We start from the raw sequence: 21,273 nt of genomic DNA, 5'->3' as shown, positions 1-21,273 counted from the left end.
TCGTAACGTTAGTAAACCAGACAGGTTTTAAAAACCTGTCGGGTTTGAAATGTCTATAGCTTATAGTTTTTTAAATCTAATGGCTGTTCCTCCTGCACCACCTAAACGCAATTTCATTGAATCTGAAGCTTTTACAGTTTTCTTAGAAATTGCTACGGCTTCAGGATTGTGTTTTTGATCTGTTCCCGCGGCATCAGCATAAATTTGTGCTTCGTAACTGGCATTTTTATCTAAAAACGATAATGAAATTTCAAGCTCTCTCGGGTTTTCATTTGTAATACTTCCTAAAAACCAATCGGCGCTGTTTCTGTCTTTACGGACTGTGGTAATGTATTGACCAATTTCTCCGTTCAATACTTTTGTATCTTCCCAGTCTGTTGGTACATCTTTTAAGAATTGTAATGCTGGTTTTCCTTCGTAATTTTCAGGAAGATCGGCCAACATTTGAATTGGTGAATATGTTGTAACATAAATCGCCAATTGCTGCCCCACTGTTCCCTGAATTCTTTTTCCGGGATATCCTTGTTTTACCTCAACATCAAAAATTCCAGGTGTAAAGTCCATTGGTCCTGAAAGTAATCTTGTAAACGGAATGATGCTTAAATGATTTGGCGGATTTCCTTCGCTCCACGCATTATATTCTTGTCCGCGGGCTGCTTCTCTCGAAACCATGTTTGGGAAAGTTCTGCGTTCTCCGGTATCTTTTATCGATTCGTGGTATAAAACGGCTAAATCGTATTGTGCGGCTTTTTCTAAAATGTATCTGAAATAATTTACTCCAAATTGTCCGAAGTGCATTTCTTTCATGTTTAATTTAGAACCTACGTGACCAATTTTTACGGTGTGAATTCCAAGTTTTTTGTACAGGGCAAAACCTTCATCAACTTGTTTTAAGTAATTGATCAGGTTTGAACCTGTTTCGTGATAACCAATTAATTCGATATCTTTTTTCTTTGCATATTCTACTACTTTTTCTAAGTCGAAATTGTCTGCATTTTTGGTAAAACTAAACATGTGCATACGGTTTTCATACCAGCCCGGTGTCCAGCCTTTATTCCATCCTTCGATCAATAAATGATGAAATCCTTCTTTTGCAGTAAAATCTATATATTCTTCGGCATGTTTTGTGGTAGCGCCTTGTTTGTCACTTTCCCAAAAAGTATATTTCCCGATGTGCATTCCCCACCAAATTCCAAGATATTTGTATGGTTTGAAATAACTGTCTGTATTTTTTAATTTATTAGGTTCGTTCAGATTTAGGATTAAATAGGATGTAATTAAATCTGTTGGTTTTTCGCCAATTTGAATGGTTCTCCACGAAGAAGTGAAGGTATCTTTTACACGAACTTTTACGCCATCTGACCAAGGCACAAGATCTGTTTTTAATTGTGTTCCTACATTGTTTACCAAAGTTGTACTCGCATAATCAATAAGGTTTGCTTCGTGAAAACTTAATGCTAATCCGCTTTTACTTTCTATTGTTAAGGGCGTTAAAACGGTGTCTAGTTTACTAACCGGCGCTTCTTCAAACAAATATTCGTCACGGTTTTCTCGGTTAGCCGGAATCCACCATGCTTTTCCATCTTCTTTCAGGTTAAAAGTCGTTTTTTCATCCATAATGAAAATACTGTCTTTTACATTTTGTTTTGGATATACATATCTAAAAGCCACTCCGTCATCGAAAGCACGAAACTGAATTTCTAATTTACGTTTGTTTCCTGTTTTTTGTTGTAATTCTACAGAAAGCTGATTGTAATGGTTTCTAATATTTTTCTTTTCTCCCCAAACTTGTTCCCAGGTTTCATCGAAGGTTGATTTTTTTACATTTTTAATTTCGAAATTAGAACTGAAATCTTCATTTCCTTTTAATAAAAATCCTAAATCTGATGGTGTAATGACTTCGGTTTTTCCGTGTGAAACGGCATACTTTGGAGCATTTTTTACTAACTCAAATTTAATTTTGTTTTGTCCGTTTGGTGATGCCAGTTCGTAAGCATTTTTGCTTTTCTGACTGTATCCAATCGAAACTGAAAGTAATAAGGCGGGAAGAATGAGGTAATTTTTCATGATATTTTTCTTAATTCATTTTTAGTAAATCGGGCGTTGGCAAGGCTTTCGCCCGATTTAGAAACTCAACAAAAACTTATTTTTATCCTTTTGGGATTTATTTTTATGCAGATTTTTTTGCCACTAATTGCACAAATTTTCTCGAACTATTTTTTTTTTGCCACAGATTACACAGATTAAAATGATTTTTTTTAAAATTCTTTGTGCTTATTTTTTCACGCAGATCTCACAGATTTAAGCAGATTTTTAATTTTTAATTCTCAATTTTTAATCCTTTTAATCTGTGCAATCTGTGGCATACATTTCTTTATTTTATCCACTCTGTTTTAAGAGTTGTTTTTCCTTGTAATGGGTTTGATGTTACATCAAAATTGCTTCCGGATTTTGTAACTTTTATTTCTTGTACTGCATCGCCGTCCGGTAAAAATACTTTGGCTGTGGCCGATGTGGTTTTGTCACTTGCATAAACTTTAAGTGTCAATTTACTCCAATCCATGTCTTTTGTAGATTGTGCTAAAGCGATGTGAGGCAAAGCTGTTCCGTCTTTTACTAAAACTACGATTGGTACTTCGCCGGCTTTGATTTTATGCCAGCCAGATTGGTATACTTTTTTGGTTTGGTAATCAATCCATGTTCCTTCCGGAAGGTAAACGTCTCTTTCCGTCACTTCTTCAAAAAGTGGTGCAACCAACATACTTGATCCAAATAAATATTCGTTGTCTACTAACCAGGCTCCGGGATCATTTGGATATTCTACAAATAATGCACGCATCATTGGCAATCCTTTTTGTGAACTTTCTTTTGCCTGAGCATAGATGTATGGCATTAATTCGTAACGCATATTATCAGCTTTTCTAAATCCTTCAAGGAAATCTTTGCTGTACAACCAAGGTTCGCGCGGAGGTTCGCCGTGACTTCTTACGTGTGAAGTAAACATCCCGAAAGGCGCCCATCTTCTGTATAAATTCTCTGGTGATTTTGTTGCAAATCCTCCTACGTCATGACTCCAGAAACTGAATCCGCTTAATCCTAATGAAAGTCCGCCGCGTAATTCTGCTGACATTGCTCCGTTTGTGGTTTCGGCGTCTCCACCCCAATGTAACGGATAACGTTGTGATCCTGCCCAAGTGCTTCTTGCCCAGATTAAAGTGTATCCTTTTTCTTTTTGGGTAATTTCGGCGACCGCCTTATTATATCGTAACGGATATAAATTGTGTTCGTAAAAACCTGTTCTTCCTGAATGGTAAATTCCGTCTGGCGGTGCTGCTTCTCCAAAATCTACTTTGAAAACTGCTACTCCCTGATCGAATAAATGTTTCAGTTTTGCCTGATACCACGTTACAGTTTCCGGATTTGAGAAATCTAAGACTGCATCTTCGTACGGAAGATTTCCTTTACGATCTCTTACGGCTAAATTCTTATCCATAATTTCATTAAACAAAGTATTCTTTGGTGAGAAATAAGGCAACTGCCATAAGCAAACCTGAAAACCATCTTTCTTTAAATCGGTCATCATTTTTTCTGCATCAGGGAAACGTGCTTTTGCAAACTCGTAATTGTTTCTCCAATCTACATCGAACCAACCTGTATCGAAGTGAATTACATCGGTTGGAATTTTATATTTACGTAAATCTCTTGCTACATCTCTTCCTTCTTTTTCAGAGAAATAAGTGATTCTGCTCATCCAGAAACCAAATGACCAAAGTGGTGGCATTGCTGCTTTTCCGGTTAAATCTGTGTATTGATCCAGAATATCTTTTGGTTCTCCTATAAAGAAAAACAAATCGGCTTCGTCATCGCCAATGTACATTTCGTTGGCACTAGAATAATATCTACCGAAGTCAACTGTAATTGGTGTGGAATGGTGCATAAAAACTCCGTAACCACGGCTACTCATGTAGAAAGGAACGGGTTTGTACATCGTTTCATTCTGAATTCCGTTTGCATCATCTGCCCATAAAACTACTTTTTGTCCGCGTTTGTTGAATTGTGTGAATGATTCTCCGCAACCAAATATTTTTTCGTCTGGTTCTAAACTAAAAGCCGCTCCCATACTTCTTGAATAATCGCTGTTTCTGCGCACATACGAAAACGGAAGTGTTGGTGTATACGTGTTTTTGAAATCGGAATCGTGAAGTGTACTTGTCAGCAATTTTCCGGTTTCATCGTAAATTTTTACGTGCCACGGTTTGGTCAAAATTTCTACTTTTCCGTGTTTGCTGGTATAACTGTGACCGCCTTCAATTTTAGCATATTTCCATAATTCAGGATGATTTGGCGCAACGCCGTTAATCAACATTAAAGATTCTTTTTCAGGATGAAATTGTGGTCCTGAAGTGGTTTTAATTCTAATGGTTCTGTCCGAAACAAACTGAATTTGGAACGGTAATTCCGGTGAAGCCTGATATTCTGTGGTTGGAAATTCGTTCGCTTCGACAACATCGGGTTTCATCATCATATTGTTGAAAGCCTGACGTGTTTTATAATTGTATCTCAGATATTTTATGGTTCCTTTTCCTGTTGCAGGATCAAAAGCTGTTAATTCATCAGCGAAATAAAAGGTGTTCAGATAATTCTGAAAATCCTTGCTGATATCTATCGGAGCATTTAGCACATCTGCGTTCTGAATTTGTGCCGATGCTTTTGGCGAAAGCAACAATCCAAAACCCATGAATAGAGATAAAGAAGCTATCTGTATTTTTTTCATTGTGTGGTTATTTAGTTTTATTAATAGTCTTTTATTCTGCTGTTATTACAATTGTGGCTGGTTTTAGTCCATTTGCTTTAGCAGTTAATTCTAATCTTCCTGTTTTAGTATCAGACTGAACAATAACTAAGCATTTTCCGTTAAGCGCTGTGTGTTTTGAACCTTTGTACGATTCGTGACTTACAGGATCTCCGCTGCAAACGCCTACAATTCTTCCGTTTCCTTTTAATGAAAAATTGATTTCGTTATTGGCATTTGGAGCCAAAGTTCCTTTTGCATCGAGAATATCTACAGTTACAAATGACAAATCATTTCCATCGGCTTTGATGTTACTTCTGTCTGCTGTCAGTTTTAAATTCTCAGGATTTCCGGCTGTTTTGATTTCGGTTTCTAAAACTGTTTTTCCGTTTTTACGAGAGATTGCTTTTAGTGCTCCGGGTTGAAAAGGAATTCTCCACATGACGTGTAAATCATCTCCTTTTTTACTGCGAACTCCAACTGATTTTCCATTAAGGAAAAGTTCAACCTCATCTGCTTTATTGTAATATGCCCAAACATCTACGGTTTGTCCTGCTTTCCAGTTCCAATGTGGGAAAATATGCAGCACCGTTTTGTCTGTCCATTCGCTTTGGTACATATAATAAACGTCTTTTGGGAAACCGGCTAAATCGACAATTCCGAAATAAGAACTGATCGACGGCCATTCATACGGAGTTGGTTCTCCGATATAATCGAAACCTGTCCAGATGTACATTCCCGAAAGGAAATCGTGTTTTTTTATTACTTTCCAGGTGGCTTCATGCGTAGAACCCCAAGGCGTTTGTACCTGATCGTAAGCTGAAACGGTGTTACCCGGATTTCCTCCGGTAAATTTTTTATCCCAGCTAACTGGCCATTTTTTTATGGTGTCTGAAACAGCGTCATAATAACCTCTTGTTTGTAATCCCGAAGTAGTTTCGGTTGCAATGAATGGTGTATTGGGGAAGTTTTTTTGATGATGTTCGTAGGTTTGATGTGCATAATTGTAACCAATTAAATCTAAAACACCAGATGCGGCAAGTGGATTAATCGATACATTTTTTTTCTCAAATTGTAATGTTACGGCATCAATATTCATATTTACCGGTGGATTCATCGCTGCTGTCAACGGACGCGTTTTGTCGTATTGACGCGTTATTGCTGCTAATTCTTTGGCTATAGCCACACCATTTTCATTCCATTGTTCCGGGATTTCATTACCAATACTCCAAACAAAAATACTTGGATGGTTACGGTCACGAAGCAATTGATCTATTAGATCTTTTTTGTGCCATTTGTCCCAATCGTTTCCGTAATCGTATTTGGTTTTGGTTTGTTTCCACATGTCGAAAGCTTCATCCATGACAATGAAACCCATTTTATCGCATAAATCTAAAAGTTCGGGAGCAGGTGGATTGTGTGAAGTCCTGATTCCGTTTACGCCCATTTCTTTCATGATTTCTAACTGACGTTCGATTGCGCGCGTATTGATTGCAGCACCTAACGGACCTAAATCGTGATGCAGACAAACTCCTTTTATTTTGACTTGCTTTCCATTTAAAATAAAACCTTTATCAAGATCGAATTTAAAATCTCTGATTCCGAAATTGGTTTTGTATTGATCTACAATTTTATCATCAACCGAAATTTCAGTAACGGCTGAATACAATTCAGGTTTTTCGACCGACCATAAAATTGGTGTTTCGACCTGAGTTTCTTGTTTAATGGTTTGATTGGCATTTGCACCAATCGTTATATTTTGAGTAACGGATGTTACTTTGGTATCTTCTTTAAAAATAGTAGTGGTTACTGTTGCTTTTTTTGAAGCGGTGTTTTGGTTTTGAATGGTAGTTTCAAAACTTACTGAAGCTTTTTCAGCTGTAACTTTTGGTGTTGTCACATAAGTTCCCCATTGTGCAACGTGTAGTTTATCGGTGGTTTCGATCCAGACATTTCTAAAAATTCCTGATCCTGAATACCAACGTGAATTGGGTTGTTTTGAATTGTCAACCTTTACAATAATTTCGTTGTTTTTGTCTCCGTAATTTAAATACGGTGACATGTCATATTGAAAACCTATGTATCCGTTTGGACGTTTTCCTAAATAATGTCCGTTTATCCAGACTTCGCTGTCTTTGTAAACGCCATCAAAAATAATGGATGTTACTTTACTGCTATCTGCAGCAGCAACTTTGAATGTTTTTTTATACCAGCCCAAACCTCCGTTTAATGCTCCGCCTCCGTATCCGGCAAGACTTTTTTCATCGAAATTTCCTTCGATACTCCAATCATGAGGAACGTTTAAAGTTCTCCATTTGGTCGAAGTTCCAATGGTATCTTTGTCTTGTATGCTATCATTTAAATGAAAACTCCAATCTGAATTAAAAGAAACTTTTCTGTTTGCAAAAGCATCCTCTTTTTTGCTGCACGAGCCCAACAAAATAATTCCGATTAGCATTAATAATGGTAGTCCATTATTGAAGTATTTTCTTTTATTCTTCATTTTGAAAGGATTTTTTAATATTTAAAAACAAATATAAACATACCGATAGGCGACTTTGTAAATCCCCTACCGGTTGTTTTATACTTTTAAACAATCTGGCTTTTAGTTTTTAAAAAGCCACAATTATTTAAGGAATGATGTAATGGAAAACAAACCACTCATCTTTGGTTGCATCGTAAGATGTTCCTAACCAAATACCTTTTTGAAGAAAATCTTTATTGTACGCTTTTACTACTTTAATAACATTTGCAGATGGACTCATCCAGCTTTCTGAATTTTGAATTAAGACCTCTGTTCCTAAATTAATTTCGTTGGTTGCTGCATTTATAGTAAAGATTCCTGTAGTTACAACTCCGTTTTGGCTGCGGGTATAGTTTAATTTACCGCCCCATTGATCAAAACGTATCCATGAATTAGCTGCAACAGCTGCCCAACCAGGATTCCATCCCCAATCTGCAGAACTACCTGCTCCGGTTGTCCATCCTTTTCCTGCACCAATCCAGTCTACCGGATTTCCTGCTGCATCCAGTTTCCAAACTCTACCTGCACCAGCACCACCTGTTAACATTGTTACCAATTCTCCTGGAGCAAATGTAGGATTATAGCCTTCGTCAAGAACAGGCACTGTAACCGGAGGAACGTAGGTATCTGCATAATCTTTAGAAACAAAATTCCAGATGTACCACCAAGGTCCTTCGCTATTGGTTCTCTTAATAGCAATTCGTAACTGATTCTCTGTAAGTGTTAATACTTTAATTTCACTAGTCCAGTTACTTGCATTTGCAATATAATTATCCGGTCTTAAAATTGTAGCTCCGGTTGTAGTCAAGGTATGAGCATTAACATCTAAGAAATATGCTCCGCTTTCGATGCTTATTCCGTTAGCTTCATGAACCGTCATAAAAGGTCCTCCGTCAAGGCTGAAAGTCATGTATCTTCCCCAATGCATATCTGCATCTGTACTTGAATTTGCATTTCCTGTAGGTTCCCAGTTTGGAGAGAATTTATTCCATTCTACTACTGTATTAGGATCTGCATAAGACATTGCTCCCGGAGCTAATCCGTATTTACCGTTGTCAGCTACCCATGATTTTTTGTGTCCAACTCCACCAGATAATGCAGTCCATAAAGGATCATTAACATAGTTTAAGTTGTCCTGACTTACTGTAATAGTTACCGGATCTAACTCGACAATACCACCATCTGTTACTGCAGAAATCTTAATAGTATAAGTTCCTTTAAAAGCATATTGTACTTTTTGTTCCGCTTTATTTGATTTTCCTGTAACATAATCCCAGTTTAAAATAACTCCTGGAGTTGTGTTTTTTAATAGTACTGTATTTCCTCCGGGATCTGCAACTAAATCCTGAGTAATGTCATAATGTATATCTGATTTATTCATTGGCTCATCCAGAGAATAGGTATCTGGAGAACAAGATGATACGAGCATTAGTGCTAATATCAAAAATGATGTAATTAATACTTTAATATTTTTCATTTCTTTGATTTTTTAGTTAAAATTACCAACCAGCATTTTGTTTCAAAAGTCCTCCTGATAATGTAATCTGAGTATTCGGGATTTGCATCAGTCCTTTTGTTTCCTGAATTTTACCTGCCGAAATTGTTTTTGTTGTAGGAACTCCACCATTTAATAATGTTGTAGTTTCTGCAATACTTGAAGATGCTTTTCCAATTCCCTGACGTAGTAAATCATAGTATCTTACTCCTTCAAGAGCAAACTCCAGGCGTCTCTCGTTCAAAATATTATCAGCATTTACTGGTAATGCAACAAAATTCTCTTTGTAAGCTCTTCTTCTAACCTCATCAAAATAAGTCTGAGCATTGCCACTTCCTAATTCTGCAGCCATTAATAAAACGTCTGAATATCGTAACACTACATAATCCTGAAATTGACTGATGTCCCAAAAGCGACTTCCCATAGCAATCGGAAGATCTACTCCTTCTTTGTTCACCATTGGAGAATATTTTTTATTGTAATATCCGGTGTATTCTCTTTGGCTATTTTTTTTGTCAAATGGTATCTTCTCTTCATCTAAACCAATTATACTTGCAGTACGTCTTGTATCTGTTACACTATAAGCATTCCATAACTTAGAGTTTACGGTAACTCCCCAACCACGGCCATACGGATAAGATGAGAATTCTCTTATTCCGAACATTACCATCCATTGGTTACTATCAGTATTTCCGTCATAATCACTTGTATAAGTGTATTTTATTGAAAAGACAAATTCTCTATTGGCTTCACCTGCATATTTGTCTACTGAAGCTGCCGGCCAAAGAGTAGAAAAATCAGCCACTAAACCATGTCCGCTAGAAGCAATAACATCTTCTAAATGTCCTAGAGCCTGAGTTTTATTTACTACACCAACCAGGTCAGGTTTTCCGTAATATCCTGTGTAATATAAATAAACACGCCCTAGTAAAGATTTTGCTGCCCATTTTGTAATACGTCCGTTTGGTTTCGCATTATAAGCTTCTGTAGGCAAATTGTTTGATGCAAATACCAAATCATCTGCTATTACTTTATAAATTTCTTCAGGTGTCGCCTGCGGAACATTTTCAGAAGTTGGTACTGTCAATAAAGGCACACTTCCCCATATACGGGCCATTTCAAAATAAAGATAAGCCCTGATAAATTTAGTCTCAGATTCGTATGTGTTTCTTAAGGCAATATCTCCCTGCCATTCAATCTGATCCATTTTAGATAATAGCATATTACAACGGTAAATTGCTTTATAGTAGGCGATCCAATTGGTATTAAGTATATCAACATCTGCAGGAGATCTTGAAGTATCAAATTCATCCATAACTGCATAATTGTAAGGATCTGAATTTCCCGTACCTCCAAAACAATTATCAGACATTACTTCGCTTAATACAGGAACTCCCACTCCTGCGCCGCCTGTTGCTACCTGCATTCCGTCGTAACAACCAACTAATGCTGTATAAGCATCGTCTTTGGTTTTGTAAAAACTTGTATCTATTGGTGTTAGAGGCTCTGTTTCTAAACTACAAGAACCCAGAACCAATAAACTCAAACAGAAAATATATAAATATGTATTTTTCATCTTTTTATTTATTAAAGTTTAACATTTAATCCTAACATGAATGTTCTTGGTCTTGGATAGTATCCTACATCTACACCTGATGAGAATTTTTGGTCATTGTTTGAAGAACCAAATCCAATTTCAGGGTCCATACCGTTGTATTTTGTGAAAGTGTAAAGATTTAATACTGAAAAGTAAACTCTAAACTGGCTGGCAAAAAATGGTTTTGATTGTTTCATTTTTGCTAAATCAAATCCTAATGTTACCGTACTGATTCTTAAGAAATCCCCATTTTGAACATATAAATCTGAAAATTGTGTAAAGTTTCTATTGTCTTCAGTCACTCTTGGTACTGTGTTAGAAGATCCTTCTCCGTGCCAACGATCTAATATCGCAGAAGTATAATTTCCGTAAGCATTAGATTGGTTTCTATAAGATTGTACGATTTGGTTTCCTGCTACTCCATTTGCCAAAAGCGAGAAATCAAAAGCTTTATAACTTGCAGATAAAGAGAAACCATAAGTAAAGTCAGGATTAGGATTTCCGATACTCGTTTTATCCGAAGCATCAATTTTATCGTCGCCATTCGTATTTACATAAATAATGTCTCCAGGAGCTGCGGTTGGCTGTAATACTACACCATTTGCTGATTTGTAATTGTCGATTTGTGCCTGATTCTGGAACACACCGCCAGTTTTATATCCCCAGAAATAACCTAACGGATATCCGTTTTGTGCTCTGTAAAATTCAGGTGAATTGTCATAAAGTTCATTAGGCAATCCGTGAATCATTCCATCTGCCGTTGGTATTGCCCCAACTGTATTTTTGTTGTAAGCACCATTCGCACTCACACTGTATTTAAAATCTCCAATACTGTTTTGATAGTTTAAACTTACCTCAACCCCTTTATTTACAACATCTCCTCCATTAATAAATGGTGCGTCAGCTCCTGCGGTTGCATAAACTGGTGCTAATATTAACCAGTCTTTGTTTGTTTTCTTATAAAAATCAACCGTAAGATTTAATGAATTGTCTAAAAATCTAGCGTCCAGACCAAGGTCAATTTGCTCTGAAGTTTCCCATTTTAAATCCAGATTTGATAATCTGTTCGGGTATGCTCCAGGAGTAAGACTTCCTTCCTTATCTCCAAAAGTATAATTAGTATCATCTACCTTTATTGGTGACAGATATTGAAAAGCTCTTGCATTCTGATTTCCAACTTGTCCCCAAGATGCTCTCAATTTAAGGAAGTTGATCACTTTTGAATCTCTTAAAAATTCTTCGTTTGATGCAACCCAACCTGCTGAAACAGATGGGAAATAGCCCCACTCATTTTCCTTAGCAAAAATGGAAGATCCATCAACTCTAAAAGTGGCATTTAGCAGATAAGTTTCTTTAAAATTGTAATTTAATCTTCCAAAATAAGACATTCTTTTGGTTTCTTGCTTGATACCATTGAATGCTATTTTAGCTCCGTCTTTATTCGTGGTATTGTCTAACCAGGCATGCTCTAAATCATCAAAAAACGAATCTGCATTTGAAGCGGATATAGTTGTTCCGTCATAATTAATAGAAGATGTACCTACCATTGCCTCAAAATGATGCGTTTCGGCAACATTAAATTTATACGTCAATAAGTTATCCCAGGTAAGTGTTTTACCTTTATTCATGTTTTGACTTACTTTATCAAAAGCACTGTTTGCATAAATAGACAATTGATATTTAGGAACGTACGAATGTCCTTCGCCTGCATAATAATCAAGACCTAAAGTAGTTTTGAATGTTAAATTTTTTATTGGCTCAATTTGCAAATAAACATTACCAAGCAATTTTTGATTATTATTTTCATTTTGATTGTTGTACTCCATTAATGCATAAGGATTTGCCTGACCCGCCAACCAAGGCTCGCTGTTTTTGGTACTATCGTAATAGTTGCCATTTGCATCGTACATTGGTAATAATGGCGATACCTGATAAGCACTTCTTAGAGAATTGTTGTACTGATTTCCAACTCCAATTCCGTTTTTATTGATGTAAGCAAAACTCAAGTTCTGACCAAAAGTCAATATATCTTTGTATAATTTATGTTCTGAATTGAATCTGAAATTATAACGCTCATAGTTCGATAAATCTTTACCTCCTACAACTCCTTCTTGTCCTAAATAAGACAAAGATGATGAGTAAACAGAACTATCTGAACCTCCGGAAACACCAAAAGAGAAGTTTTTAGTTGCTGCATTATCTACTAACATTTTATCCATCCAGTTTGTTCCTTTTCCCATTGCAGCAATTTGGCTGTTAGAGAAATATGGATTTTTTCCTGAATTTACTGCCGCTTCATTTAAGATTGTAGCGTATTCAGTTGCATCTAATAAATCTACTTTTCTGGATACTGATTGTACTCCGTAATATTGGTCAAAAGTAACTTGTCCTGAAGAACCTCTTTTTCCTTTTTTGGTTGTTACCAAAACAACTCCATTAGAAGCTTGCGAACCATAAATGGCAGCAGATGCAGCATCTTTTAATACAGAAATAGATTCGATATCAGAGTTACTTAAATACGAAATATCATTAGTAAGTATTCCGTCTACAACATATAACGGACTGCTTCCTGCTGTTGAACCAACACCTCTAATCACCACATTTAATCCTTCTCCCGGCTGACCTGAAGTAGAAGTAATCTGGATACCGGCTGCCTGACCCTGAAGTGCCTGTAGCGCATTTGTTGTATTGGTTTTTGCAAGATTTTCTCCGCTAACCTGAGTAACGGCATTGGTTACAAGTGTTTTCTTTTGTGAACCGTACCCAATAACGACAACTTCTTTAAGATCTGCCGCTTCTGTTTGTAAAGTAACAGCGATCGTTTTTTGAGTTCCAACGGTAATACGTTGTGTTTTAAATCCCATAAAACTGATTACGATTACGTTGCCAGCTTTGGCTTCTAATTTAAAATTTCCATCAAAATCTGTTGATGTAGCGGTCTTGGTACCTTCGATAGCGACCGTAGCACCCGGAACGCTCATACCATCATCTCCTGATTTTACATTTCCGGTTACAAACTGGGATTGCTCCTGGGCAAAACCGGACTGCATCATAAATACACTAAGCAACAGCGCCATACAAAACGAGAGCGGTGTTGTTTTAATACAATGTTTGCTTTTCATAATAGTTAAGAATTGGTTTAAATTATAGTTAGTAATTTTTAGTCGTTAGTAAGCATTCGAAATAATTTGTTCGAATAATTCCTGTCTTCCACTTAATGGTTGAGGTTCTCCACTTGCACGTGCAATTTTGCTAAGATCTTCAAGAGATAATTCTCCGTTTTCGAACTTTGCTCCGTTTCCGCCGTCAAATGAACTGTAACGCTGCGTGCGTAATTTTCTGTAATCTGTATTCTGAAGTATCTGATCTGCGCAGATTAATCCTCTTGCAAAAACATCCATTCCTGAAATGTGTGCGATGAATTTATCTTCTAAATCGATTGAATTTCTTCTTACTTTTGCATCGAAGTTTACTCCGCCACCCTGAATTCCTCCACCTTCAAGGATCACTAACATTGCCTGAGTAACTTCCTGAAGATTTATTGGGAACTGATCTGTATCCCAACCGTTTTGGTAATCACCACGATTGGCATCAATGCTACCTAACATTCCTGCATCAACGGCAACTTGCAATTCATGTTCAAAAGAATGTCCGGCAAGTGTTGCGTGGTTTACTTCAAGATTTAATTTGAAATCATTTTGAAGTCCGTATTTATTAATGAATCCTAATGAAGTCGCAGCATCATAATCATATTGATGTTTTGTTGGTTCCATCGGTTTTGGTTCGATCAGGAAGTTTCCTTTAAAACCTTCTTTACGAGCATAATCTTTACAAGTATTTAAGAATCTGCCTAAGTGGTCTAATTCTCTTTTCATGTCTGTGTTGAGCAAACTCATATATCCTTCGCGACCTCCCCAGAAAACATAATTTTCACCACCTAAAGCTATAGTAGCATCGATTGCGATTTTTGCCTGAGCTCCTGCATACGCCAAAACATCAAAGTTTGGATTCGTAGCTGCACCATTCATATAGCGAGGATTGCTGAATAAGTTTGAAGTTCCCCACAACAATTTAATACCTGATTCTTGTTGTTTTTGTTTGGCATATTCAACCATTGTCTGAATACGAGTTTCAAATTCTGCTAATGTTGGCGCATCATCAACCACATCAACATCATGAAAACAATAATATGGCAAACCTAATTTTGTCATGAATTCAAAAGCCGCATCCATTTTGTCTTTGGCTCTTAAGATTACATTTTCATTTTTATCCCAGGAAAAAGTTTCAGTCGAAGCTCCAAACGGATCTCCTCCTGTGTTACATAGCGTATGCCAGTATGCCATCGAAAAGCGTAAATGCTCTTTTAACGTTTTTCCTGCAACGACACGATTTTCATCATACCATTTAAACGCTAATGGGTTATCACTTTCTTTGCCTTCGAATTTAATCGTGTCTATGTTTTTAAAATATTGATTGGTTGTGCTCATTATTATTGTATTTTAATTTGATTTTTCCATTCTTGATACAAATCCTGATATTGAGTCGTCAGGATTTTATTAGGTTCAATTCGGTCTAAACATTGCAATCCCTGAAAAGCTTCGTCGAGCGAATTGTAATAGCCGTAACCAAAAGCAGCGCCTCTTGCAGCACCTTCGGCTCCGGATGTATTGTATAATTCTAAAGTAGTCTGTGTAGTATTGGTGAAGATTTCTCTAAAAACCGGGCTTAAAAACAAGTTCGAATTTCCGGCACGAACCACAGTTCCTGAAACTCCCGTTTCTTTCATGACATCAAAACCGTAATTCATGGCAAACACGATTCCTTCGCAGGCCGCGCGCACTAAATGTGATGGCTGATGAATATTGAAGTTTAAATTCTGAATGCCTGAAGTCGCATTTTTATTATTGAAGATTCTTTCTACACCATTTCCAAAAGGATAAAAACGAAGTCCGTTGCTTCCGGCATCAACTTTTGCAGCTTCGGCATTTAGTTTTTCGTAGGCAATTAATTCAGTTCTGTCAACCGACATGATTTTGCGTAACCATTGGTACAAAATTCCAGAACCGTTTATGCACAACATTACTCCGTTGCATTTTTCGGCTTCGGTATTATTAACGTGTAAAAAAGTATTGATTCTGTTTTGTTTGTCGTAAGCATCCTGATCGCTTACGGCGTATACAACTGCTGAGGTTCCGGCTGTTGTAGCGATTTCTCCGGGTTTTAAAACATTCAATGACAATGCATTGTTGGGCTGGTCTCCGGCTCTGTAGGATATTTTAGCATCAGGATTTAATCCTAATTCTTGTGCTATTTCTGGGTGAATAGTTGCCTGAATGCCAAAATTCGAAACAATTTCAGGAACAATCTCAGATGATAATCCCATTTGAGAAAGGATTTCGGTTGCCAGTTTTCCTTCAGAGAAATTCCACAAAGCTGCTTCTGATAATCCCGAAGTACTAATTTGAGCGACTTTTGACAATTTCGCAGCAATAAAATCACCCGGAAGCATCATGTATTTTGCTTTTGCAAAAACTTCAGGTTGATTATCTTTTACCCATTTTAGTTTTGAAGCGGTAAAATTTCCGGGACTTCCTAAAATTTGTTTTTGACAATTTTCGGCTCCAATCTGATTGTAAATTTCATCTCCAATAATGGCTGCACGACTGTCGCACCAAATAATCGACGAACGAACAGGATTCAGATTTTCATCGGTTAAAACCAAACCGTGCATTTGATAAGCGATGCCTATTCCGGCAATTTTCTTTAAATCAATATGAGATTTTGTGCCTAATTGCTGGATTCCGTCTTTTACAAATTGCCACCATGATTCAGGATCTTGTTCTGCCCAGCCAAATTGTTGGGCAATAATTGGCATTTCAAAATCAGGAACGCTAACGGCTCCAATGGTCGTTCCTTTCTCAGGATCGAAAACTGATAATTTTATCGAAGAGCTTCCTAAATCAATTCCTAAAAAAAACATTTGGTGGTATTTTAAGTTAGTTATAGATTTGTCCTTTTTAAACTTATAGTCAAACTGAACTTATCTTATGGTTAATTTGACTACAAGTGTAAAACATTTTTTCTATATTAACAAAATATTAGGGTTATATTTTTTCAATTCTGATAATTGGATCCTCATTTTTATGAATACAATAAAATATTGGGTTAAATAGAATAAAAAAATATCAAAAAAATAACGAATTAGCGATTTGACAATCAGCCGTTTAGGAATTATAATTTTAGAATGGTATTTTCTAACGAATCACAAACACTTGATTGTCAGAAAATTATTTCGTTAAAAAAAATATAAAGGATTTATAAAAGCAACTATTCATTTTATTTATTTAATTTGTTTAAAATTTAAGTAGCATATGGTCAAAAATGTAGCCGACGATTCAGCTTTAAAAAGTGAACCAACCGCAATGAATGCGATCACGATTGACTGTGTCATATTTGGATTTGATAAAGGGAGTCTAGAAGTACTATTGGTACAACACGGAGAAGGTATTAGCAAAGGAAAATGGGGACTTCCGGGAGGATGGATTTATAAAAAAGAAAGTACTGACAATGCCGCACATCGTTTATTGAACGAACTTACGGGACTGGATAACATTTATTTAGAGCAATTAAAAGCTTTTGGAGATCCGGATCGTTTTCCGCTTCGACGCGTTATTACTATAGGTTATTATGCTTTGGTAAAACGAGAAGATTATAATATTAAAGCGGGTTTTACGGCATCTGATGCTAAATGGTATAAGATCAATAGTATTCCGGATTTGATTTACGATCATAACGAAATTCTTGCTTATAGTTTAAAACATCTTCAAAACAGGGTACGCCAGGCACCGCTTGGATTTAACCTTTTGCCTGAAAAATTTACTTTATTGCAATTAATGCATTTATACGAAGAGATTCTGGGGATCGAAATGGATAAATCTAATTTTAGAAGAAAAATTCTTCACATGAAATTATTGGTTGCATTAGATGAAAAACAACAGGATGTTTCGCATAGAGCTGCTAAATTGTATAAATTTGATCCGGAGATTTACAACAAACTCACAGAAAAAGGATTCAATTTTGAATTTTAATACTATCGACAATATTAGCAAATGACTTTTCCATCTTCTAAAAATAATCCAGATCCTACGAATAAAACCACTACTCCGGAAATAGACGGAATGACGATTGACTGCGTTATTTTTGGATTCAATAAAGCAAGTCTTGAGGTACTTTTGGTACAACATGCTGAAGGAGAAAGCATCGGAAAATGGGGACTTCTGGGTGGATACATGAAGAGAGAAGAAAGTGCTGATGATGCAGCGCACCGAATCGTATATGAACTTACGAGTCTTGACAACATTTATTTAGAGCAACTAAAAGCTTTTACCAATCCTGCCCGTGTGCCTCAAAGACGTGTGGTAACTATTGGATATTATACTTTGGTCAATCGTGAAGATTATAATATCAAAGCCAGTTTATCTGTTATTGAAGCAAAGTGGTATAAAATTAATAAGATCCCGGAGTTGATTTTTGATCATAACGAAATTCTAAATTTTAGTTTGATGCAGCTGCGCAATCGCGTTCGTCAGGCTCCAATTGGTTTTAATCTTTTACCTGAAAAATTTACATTGTTGCAGTTAATGCATTTGTACGAAGAGATTTTAGGAATTGAATTAGACAAATCTAATTTCCGCAGAAAGATTCTGCACATGAAATTACTTGTTGAGCTCGATGAAAAACAAAAAGCCGTATCGCACAGAGCCGCTAAATTGTACAAATTTGATGCTGATACTTATAAAAAACTTACTGAAAAAGGTTTCAGTTTTGAGTTTTAATACAAATGCCTGAAGGAAATCTTCAGGCATTTTTTATTATTCTAGATACATAAAAATATCACATTGCAGTAACCTCCCACAATACCCGGATATTTAGTAGGATCTTCTGTTCCGGAGTTGGCTGCGACTCCCATTCCGCTGGCACAAATTGAGGTTGGTACAGGTCTGGCACCACAAATTGTTCCTAATGCACCGCCCGTAATGTTTTTCATTTCGTCTTTAGTAAGCCTGCCAAATTTTTCAGCAAGCTGCATGGTTTGTTTTTTCATAATTTGTTTGATTTAATTATTAGTAAAAAATAAACACTTTTTCCTGAGGTGTTTTTTACAATAAAATCCTGCGCACAGATTTTTCATAAAAAATAACCTCAAAAATCTTAACTACAATATGATTTTTTATTATAGTCAAAAAGACTACAAGTATAATCATATTTCACGAAACGACAATTATTCGTACAAAAAATACAGTTTTTTCAAACAAAAGCTAATTATGATATTTTTTCAGCAAGGATGTTTTCCTAAGAGGTCAGGAAAAAAGATTATCCTTACATTTTTGAGTACTAGGCTGTAATTGATAATGAAGGAATTAGCATAATTTTATCTCTTAAAAAACGGCTTTCAGGCTTGAAAACTCAAAATCGGACAAGTACATTCCAGAATCCAAAACTTTGCGCTATCTTTGCGGCTTAATAACACGCTCTACAGCAATTGCTACAGCGCAAATTTATACCCTGAAAATTACTTAAAACTCGTTTAGAGAATTGAAATATTAAAATGAAGAAGATACGTAACTTTTGCATTATTGCACACATTGACCACGGTAAAAGTACATTGGCAGACCGCTTATTGGGCGCTACACAAACCGTTACAGCTCGTGAAGAAAAAGCTCAATTGCTTGACAACATGGACCTGGAACGTGAGCGTGGAATCACCATTAAGAGTCACGCCATTCAGATGGAATATACCTATAAGGGAGAAGAATATATTTTAAATCTTATTGATACTCCTGGTCACGTTGACTTTTCATACGAAGTTTCACGATCTATTGCTGCTTGTGAAGGAGCACTTTTGATTGTAGATGCTGCACAAAGTATTCAGGCACAAACGATTTCTAACTTATATCTTGCTTTGGAAAATGATCTGGAAATTATTCCGGTTTTGAATAAAGTCGATTTACCAAGTGCAAATCCTGAAGAAGTTAGTGATGATATTATCGATTTGTTAGGATGTAAATTAGAAGATATTATTCATGCTTCCGGAAAAACCGGTTTTGGTGTCGAAAATATTTTGGCTGCTATTATCGAAAAAATTCCTGCTCCAAAAGGAAATCCTGATGAACCATTACAAGCTTTGATTTTTGACTCGGTTTACAATCCGTTTCGTGGAATCGAAGTAATCTTTAGAGTTGTAAACGGTGAAATCAAAAAAGGGCAAAAAATTAAATTCATGGCTACCGGCAATGAATATTTTGCTGACGAAATTGGAACTTTAAAATTAAATCAGGTTCCTAAAAATGTAATTTCCAGCGGAGATGTTGGTTATTTGATTTCTGGAATTAAAGAAGCGAAAGAGGTAAAAGTTGGAGATACTCTAACGGATGCTAAAACGCCAACTACTAATATGATTACTGGTTTTGAGGATGTAAAACCAATGGTATTTGCCGGAATTTATCCAGTTGATACTGAAGATTACGAAGATTTGCGTTCTTCTATGGAGAAATTGCAACTGAATGATGCTTCGCTTGTTTTTACTCCTGAAAGTTCTGCGGCTTTAGGTTTTGGTTTCCGTTGCGGATTCTTAGGAATGCTTCACATGGAAATTATTCAGGAACGTTTAGAGCGTGAGTTCGATATGACGGTAATTACTACGGTACCTAACGTTTCGTATTTGGCTTACACCAAAAAAGATCCTGAAACTGCATTTATTGTAAACAACCCTTCTGATTTGCCTGAACCTTCTCGTTTAGACAGAGTTGAAGAACCATTTATAAAAGCTACTATTATTACAAAAGCTGACTTTGTTGGAAACGTAATGAGTTTATGTATCGAAAAACGTGGCCAGATTACCAATCAAACGTATTTGACTACAGAACGTGTTGAATTGAATTTTGATATGCCATTGGCAGAAATTGTATTCGATTTTTATGATCGTTTAAAAACAGTTTCTAAAGGTTATGCTTCTTTTGATTACTCTCCGATAGGAATGAGAACTTCAAAATTGGTAAAACTGGATGTTCTTTTGAATGCACAAACGGTTGATGCACTTTCAGCCTTGATTCACGAAGACAACGCTTACAACATCGGTAAAAAAATGACCGAGAAATTACGCGAATTAATCCCAAGACAACAATTCGACATTCCGATTCAGGCTGCAATTGGGGCTAAAATTATTGCTCGTGAAACTATTAAAGCACTTCGTAAAGACGTTACCGCAAAATGTTATGGTGGTGATATTTCGCGTAAGCGTAAATTACTTGAAAAACAGAAAAAAGGAAAAAAACGCATGAGACAAGTAGGAAACGTTGAAATTCCTCAGGAAGCTTTTATGGCTGTTTTGAAACTTAACGATTAATTTTTTTTTAGAAGAAAGAATAAAGAGAATAGAATATAGATTGAACCCGATGACGAAAGTTGTCGGGTTTTTTGTTTTAATATTTGATTAAGGTTGGAATCTATATTTATAAATACGACGCTGTCTCAATGTACAGAATTGTAGAGACGCACTGCTGTGCGTCTCCCGCAAATTTTATCGGTAATTGATGTTAAATCTTTCGAGAAAATAGACATAGATTGCGAAGACGCACTGCTGTGCGTCTCTACGATTAGAATTCTGATATCTTGTATTTTTTATTTAGAAAACAGATTAACGCGATAGCAAAAGTTATCGGGATTTTTGCTTTTTTAACAGTTCAAACCTCAACAAATCCATGCTTTTATACTTAAAAACTTAAATTTTCACCCTCAATTAAACAAGTAAATACTTATAAAAAAGTAAGATTATTAACTCAATAACTTCATTTTTAATGCTATTG

The 21,273-nt window shown here is 36.2% G+C and carries 12 protein-coding genes; 3 read left to right on the top strand and 9 right to left on the bottom strand.

All coding sequences use genetic code 11. From position 1 onward, the window contains the following. Positions 1-60 precede the first annotated feature (60 nt). The 8 genes from FLACOL7796_RS00155 to FLACOL7796_RS00120 all read right to left on the bottom strand — a co-directional run bounded on the left by FLACOL7796_RS00155 (position 61) and on the right by FLACOL7796_RS00120 (position 16,388). Positions 61-2,067 (bottom strand): glycoside hydrolase family 97 protein, encoded by a 2,007-nt coding sequence (locus FLACOL7796_RS00155; RefSeq protein ID WP_173968600.1) that lies wholly within the window; start codon positions 2,065-2,067, stop codon positions 61-63. Between the two features lie 307 nt (positions 2,068-2,374). After that, positions 2,375-4,774: a glycoside hydrolase family 31 protein gene (locus tag FLACOL7796_RS00150; protein ID WP_173968599.1), complete on the bottom strand. Its 2,400-nt coding sequence runs from the start codon at positions 4,772-4,774 to the stop codon at positions 2,375-2,377. 31 nt (positions 4,775-4,805) lie between these two features. Next, positions 4,806-7,295 carry a glycoside hydrolase family 2 TIM barrel-domain containing protein gene (locus FLACOL7796_RS00145; protein ID WP_173968597.1) on the bottom strand — a complete coding sequence of 830 codons (2,490 nt, stop codon included), beginning with the start codon at positions 7,293-7,295 and terminating at the stop codon, positions 4,806-4,808. 127 nt (positions 7,296-7,422) lie between these two features. Beyond that, positions 7,423-8,793, bottom strand: a complete 1,371-nt coding sequence (locus FLACOL7796_RS00140) for a hypothetical protein (RefSeq protein ID WP_232067250.1) — start codon at positions 8,791-8,793, stop codon at positions 7,423-7,425. Positions 8,794-8,815: 22 nt separating this feature from the next. Then, on the bottom strand, positions 8,816-10,387 hold the full coding sequence (locus FLACOL7796_RS00135) for a RagB/SusD family nutrient uptake outer membrane protein (protein ID WP_173968595.1): 1,572 nt from the start codon (positions 10,385-10,387) through the stop codon (positions 8,816-8,818). 11 nt (positions 10,388-10,398) lie between these two features. Then, entirely contained in the window at positions 10,399-13,530 is a 3,132-nt protein-coding gene (locus tag FLACOL7796_RS00130; RefSeq protein ID WP_173968593.1) for a SusC/RagA family TonB-linked outer membrane protein, read from the bottom strand. A gap of 45 nt (positions 13,531-13,575) precedes the next feature. Beyond that, on the bottom strand, positions 13,576-14,895 hold the full coding sequence (gene xylA, locus FLACOL7796_RS00125) for a xylose isomerase (protein ID WP_173968591.1): 1,320 nt from the start codon (positions 14,893-14,895) through the stop codon (positions 13,576-13,578). 2 nt (positions 14,896-14,897) lie between these two features. Further along, positions 14,898-16,388: a xylulokinase gene (locus FLACOL7796_RS00120; RefSeq protein ID WP_173968590.1), complete on the bottom strand. Its 1,491-nt coding sequence runs from the start codon at positions 16,386-16,388 to the stop codon at positions 14,898-14,900. A 391-nt stretch (positions 16,389-16,779) separates the two neighbouring features. Here FLACOL7796_RS00120 and FLACOL7796_RS00115 point away from each other — a divergent pair, with 391 nt between their 5' ends. Both FLACOL7796_RS00115 and FLACOL7796_RS00110 read left to right on the top strand, forming a co-directional pair. Beyond that, positions 16,780-17,496, top strand: coding sequence for an NUDIX hydrolase (locus FLACOL7796_RS00115; RefSeq protein ID WP_173968588.1), 717 nt, complete (start codon positions 16,780-16,782; stop codon positions 17,494-17,496). Positions 17,497-17,517: 21 nt separating this feature from the next. Then, a complete protein-coding gene (locus FLACOL7796_RS00110; RefSeq protein WP_173968587.1) occupies positions 17,518-18,243 on the top strand; it encodes an NUDIX hydrolase in 726 nt (241 codons plus the stop codon). Between the two features lie 41 nt (positions 18,244-18,284). Here the strand turns inward: FLACOL7796_RS00110 and FLACOL7796_RS00105 are convergent, their stop codons facing one another. Beyond that, entirely contained in the window at positions 18,285-18,512 is a 228-nt protein-coding gene (locus tag FLACOL7796_RS00105; RefSeq protein ID WP_173968585.1) for a hypothetical protein, read from the bottom strand. A 504-nt stretch (positions 18,513-19,016) separates the two neighbouring features. On the opposite strand from FLACOL7796_RS00105, the gene lepA reads away from it, so the two are divergent. Then, positions 19,017-20,813 carry a translation elongation factor 4 gene (gene lepA / locus FLACOL7796_RS00100; RefSeq protein WP_173968583.1) on the top strand — a complete coding sequence of 599 codons (1,797 nt, stop codon included), beginning with the start codon at positions 19,017-19,019 and terminating at the stop codon, positions 20,811-20,813. The last annotated feature ends 460 nt before the right edge of the window (positions 20,814-21,273 follow it).

Origin of the sequence: Flavobacterium bizetiae (genome assembly GCF_902804475.1) — a bacterium.
Lineage (GTDB): Bacteria > Bacteroidota > Bacteroidia > Flavobacteriales > Flavobacteriaceae > Flavobacterium > Flavobacterium bizetiae.
Note: the sequence above shows the minus strand (reverse complement) of the source record. Positions and strands in the feature narration are given on the sequence as shown.

What these genes read in the sequence shown, in the direction of transcription:
- xylA (WP_173968591.1), bottom strand. Translation starts at nt 14,895, where the DNA reads ATGAGCACAACCAATCAATATTTTAAAAACATAGACACGATTAAATTC.
- FLACOL7796_RS00145 (WP_173968597.1), bottom strand. Translation starts at nt 7,295, where the DNA reads ATGAAGAATAAAAGAAAATACTTCAATAATGGACTACCATTATTAATG.
- FLACOL7796_RS00105 (WP_173968585.1), bottom strand. Translation starts at nt 18,512, where the DNA reads ATGAAAAAACAAACCATGCAGCTTGCTGAAAAATTTGGCAGGCTTACT.
- FLACOL7796_RS00150 (WP_173968599.1), bottom strand. Translation starts at nt 4,774, where the DNA reads ATGAAAAAAATACAGATAGCTTCTTTATCTCTATTCATGGGTTTTGGA.
- lepA (WP_173968583.1), top strand. Translation starts at nt 19,017, where the DNA reads ATGAAGAAGATACGTAACTTTTGCATTATTGCACACATTGACCACGGT.
- FLACOL7796_RS00140 (WP_232067250.1), bottom strand. Translation starts at nt 8,793, where the DNA reads ATGAAAAATATTAAAGTATTAATTACATCATTTTTGATATTAGCACTA.
- FLACOL7796_RS00135 (WP_173968595.1), bottom strand. Translation starts at nt 10,387, where the DNA reads ATGAAAAATACATATTTATATATTTTCTGTTTGAGTTTATTGGTTCTG.
- FLACOL7796_RS00130 (WP_173968593.1), bottom strand. Translation starts at nt 13,530, where the DNA reads ATGAAAAGCAAACATTGTATTAAAACAACACCGCTCTCGTTTTGTATG.
- FLACOL7796_RS00110 (WP_173968587.1), top strand. Translation starts at nt 17,518, where the DNA reads ATGACTTTTCCATCTTCTAAAAATAATCCAGATCCTACGAATAAAACC.
- FLACOL7796_RS00155 (WP_173968600.1), bottom strand. Translation starts at nt 2,067, where the DNA reads ATGAAAAATTACCTCATTCTTCCCGCCTTATTACTTTCAGTTTCGATT.
- FLACOL7796_RS00115 (WP_173968588.1), top strand. Translation starts at nt 16,780, where the DNA reads ATGGTCAAAAATGTAGCCGACGATTCAGCTTTAAAAAGTGAACCAACC.
- FLACOL7796_RS00120 (WP_173968590.1), bottom strand. Translation starts at nt 16,388, where the DNA reads ATGTTTTTTTTAGGAATTGATTTAGGAAGCTCTTCGATAAAATTATCA.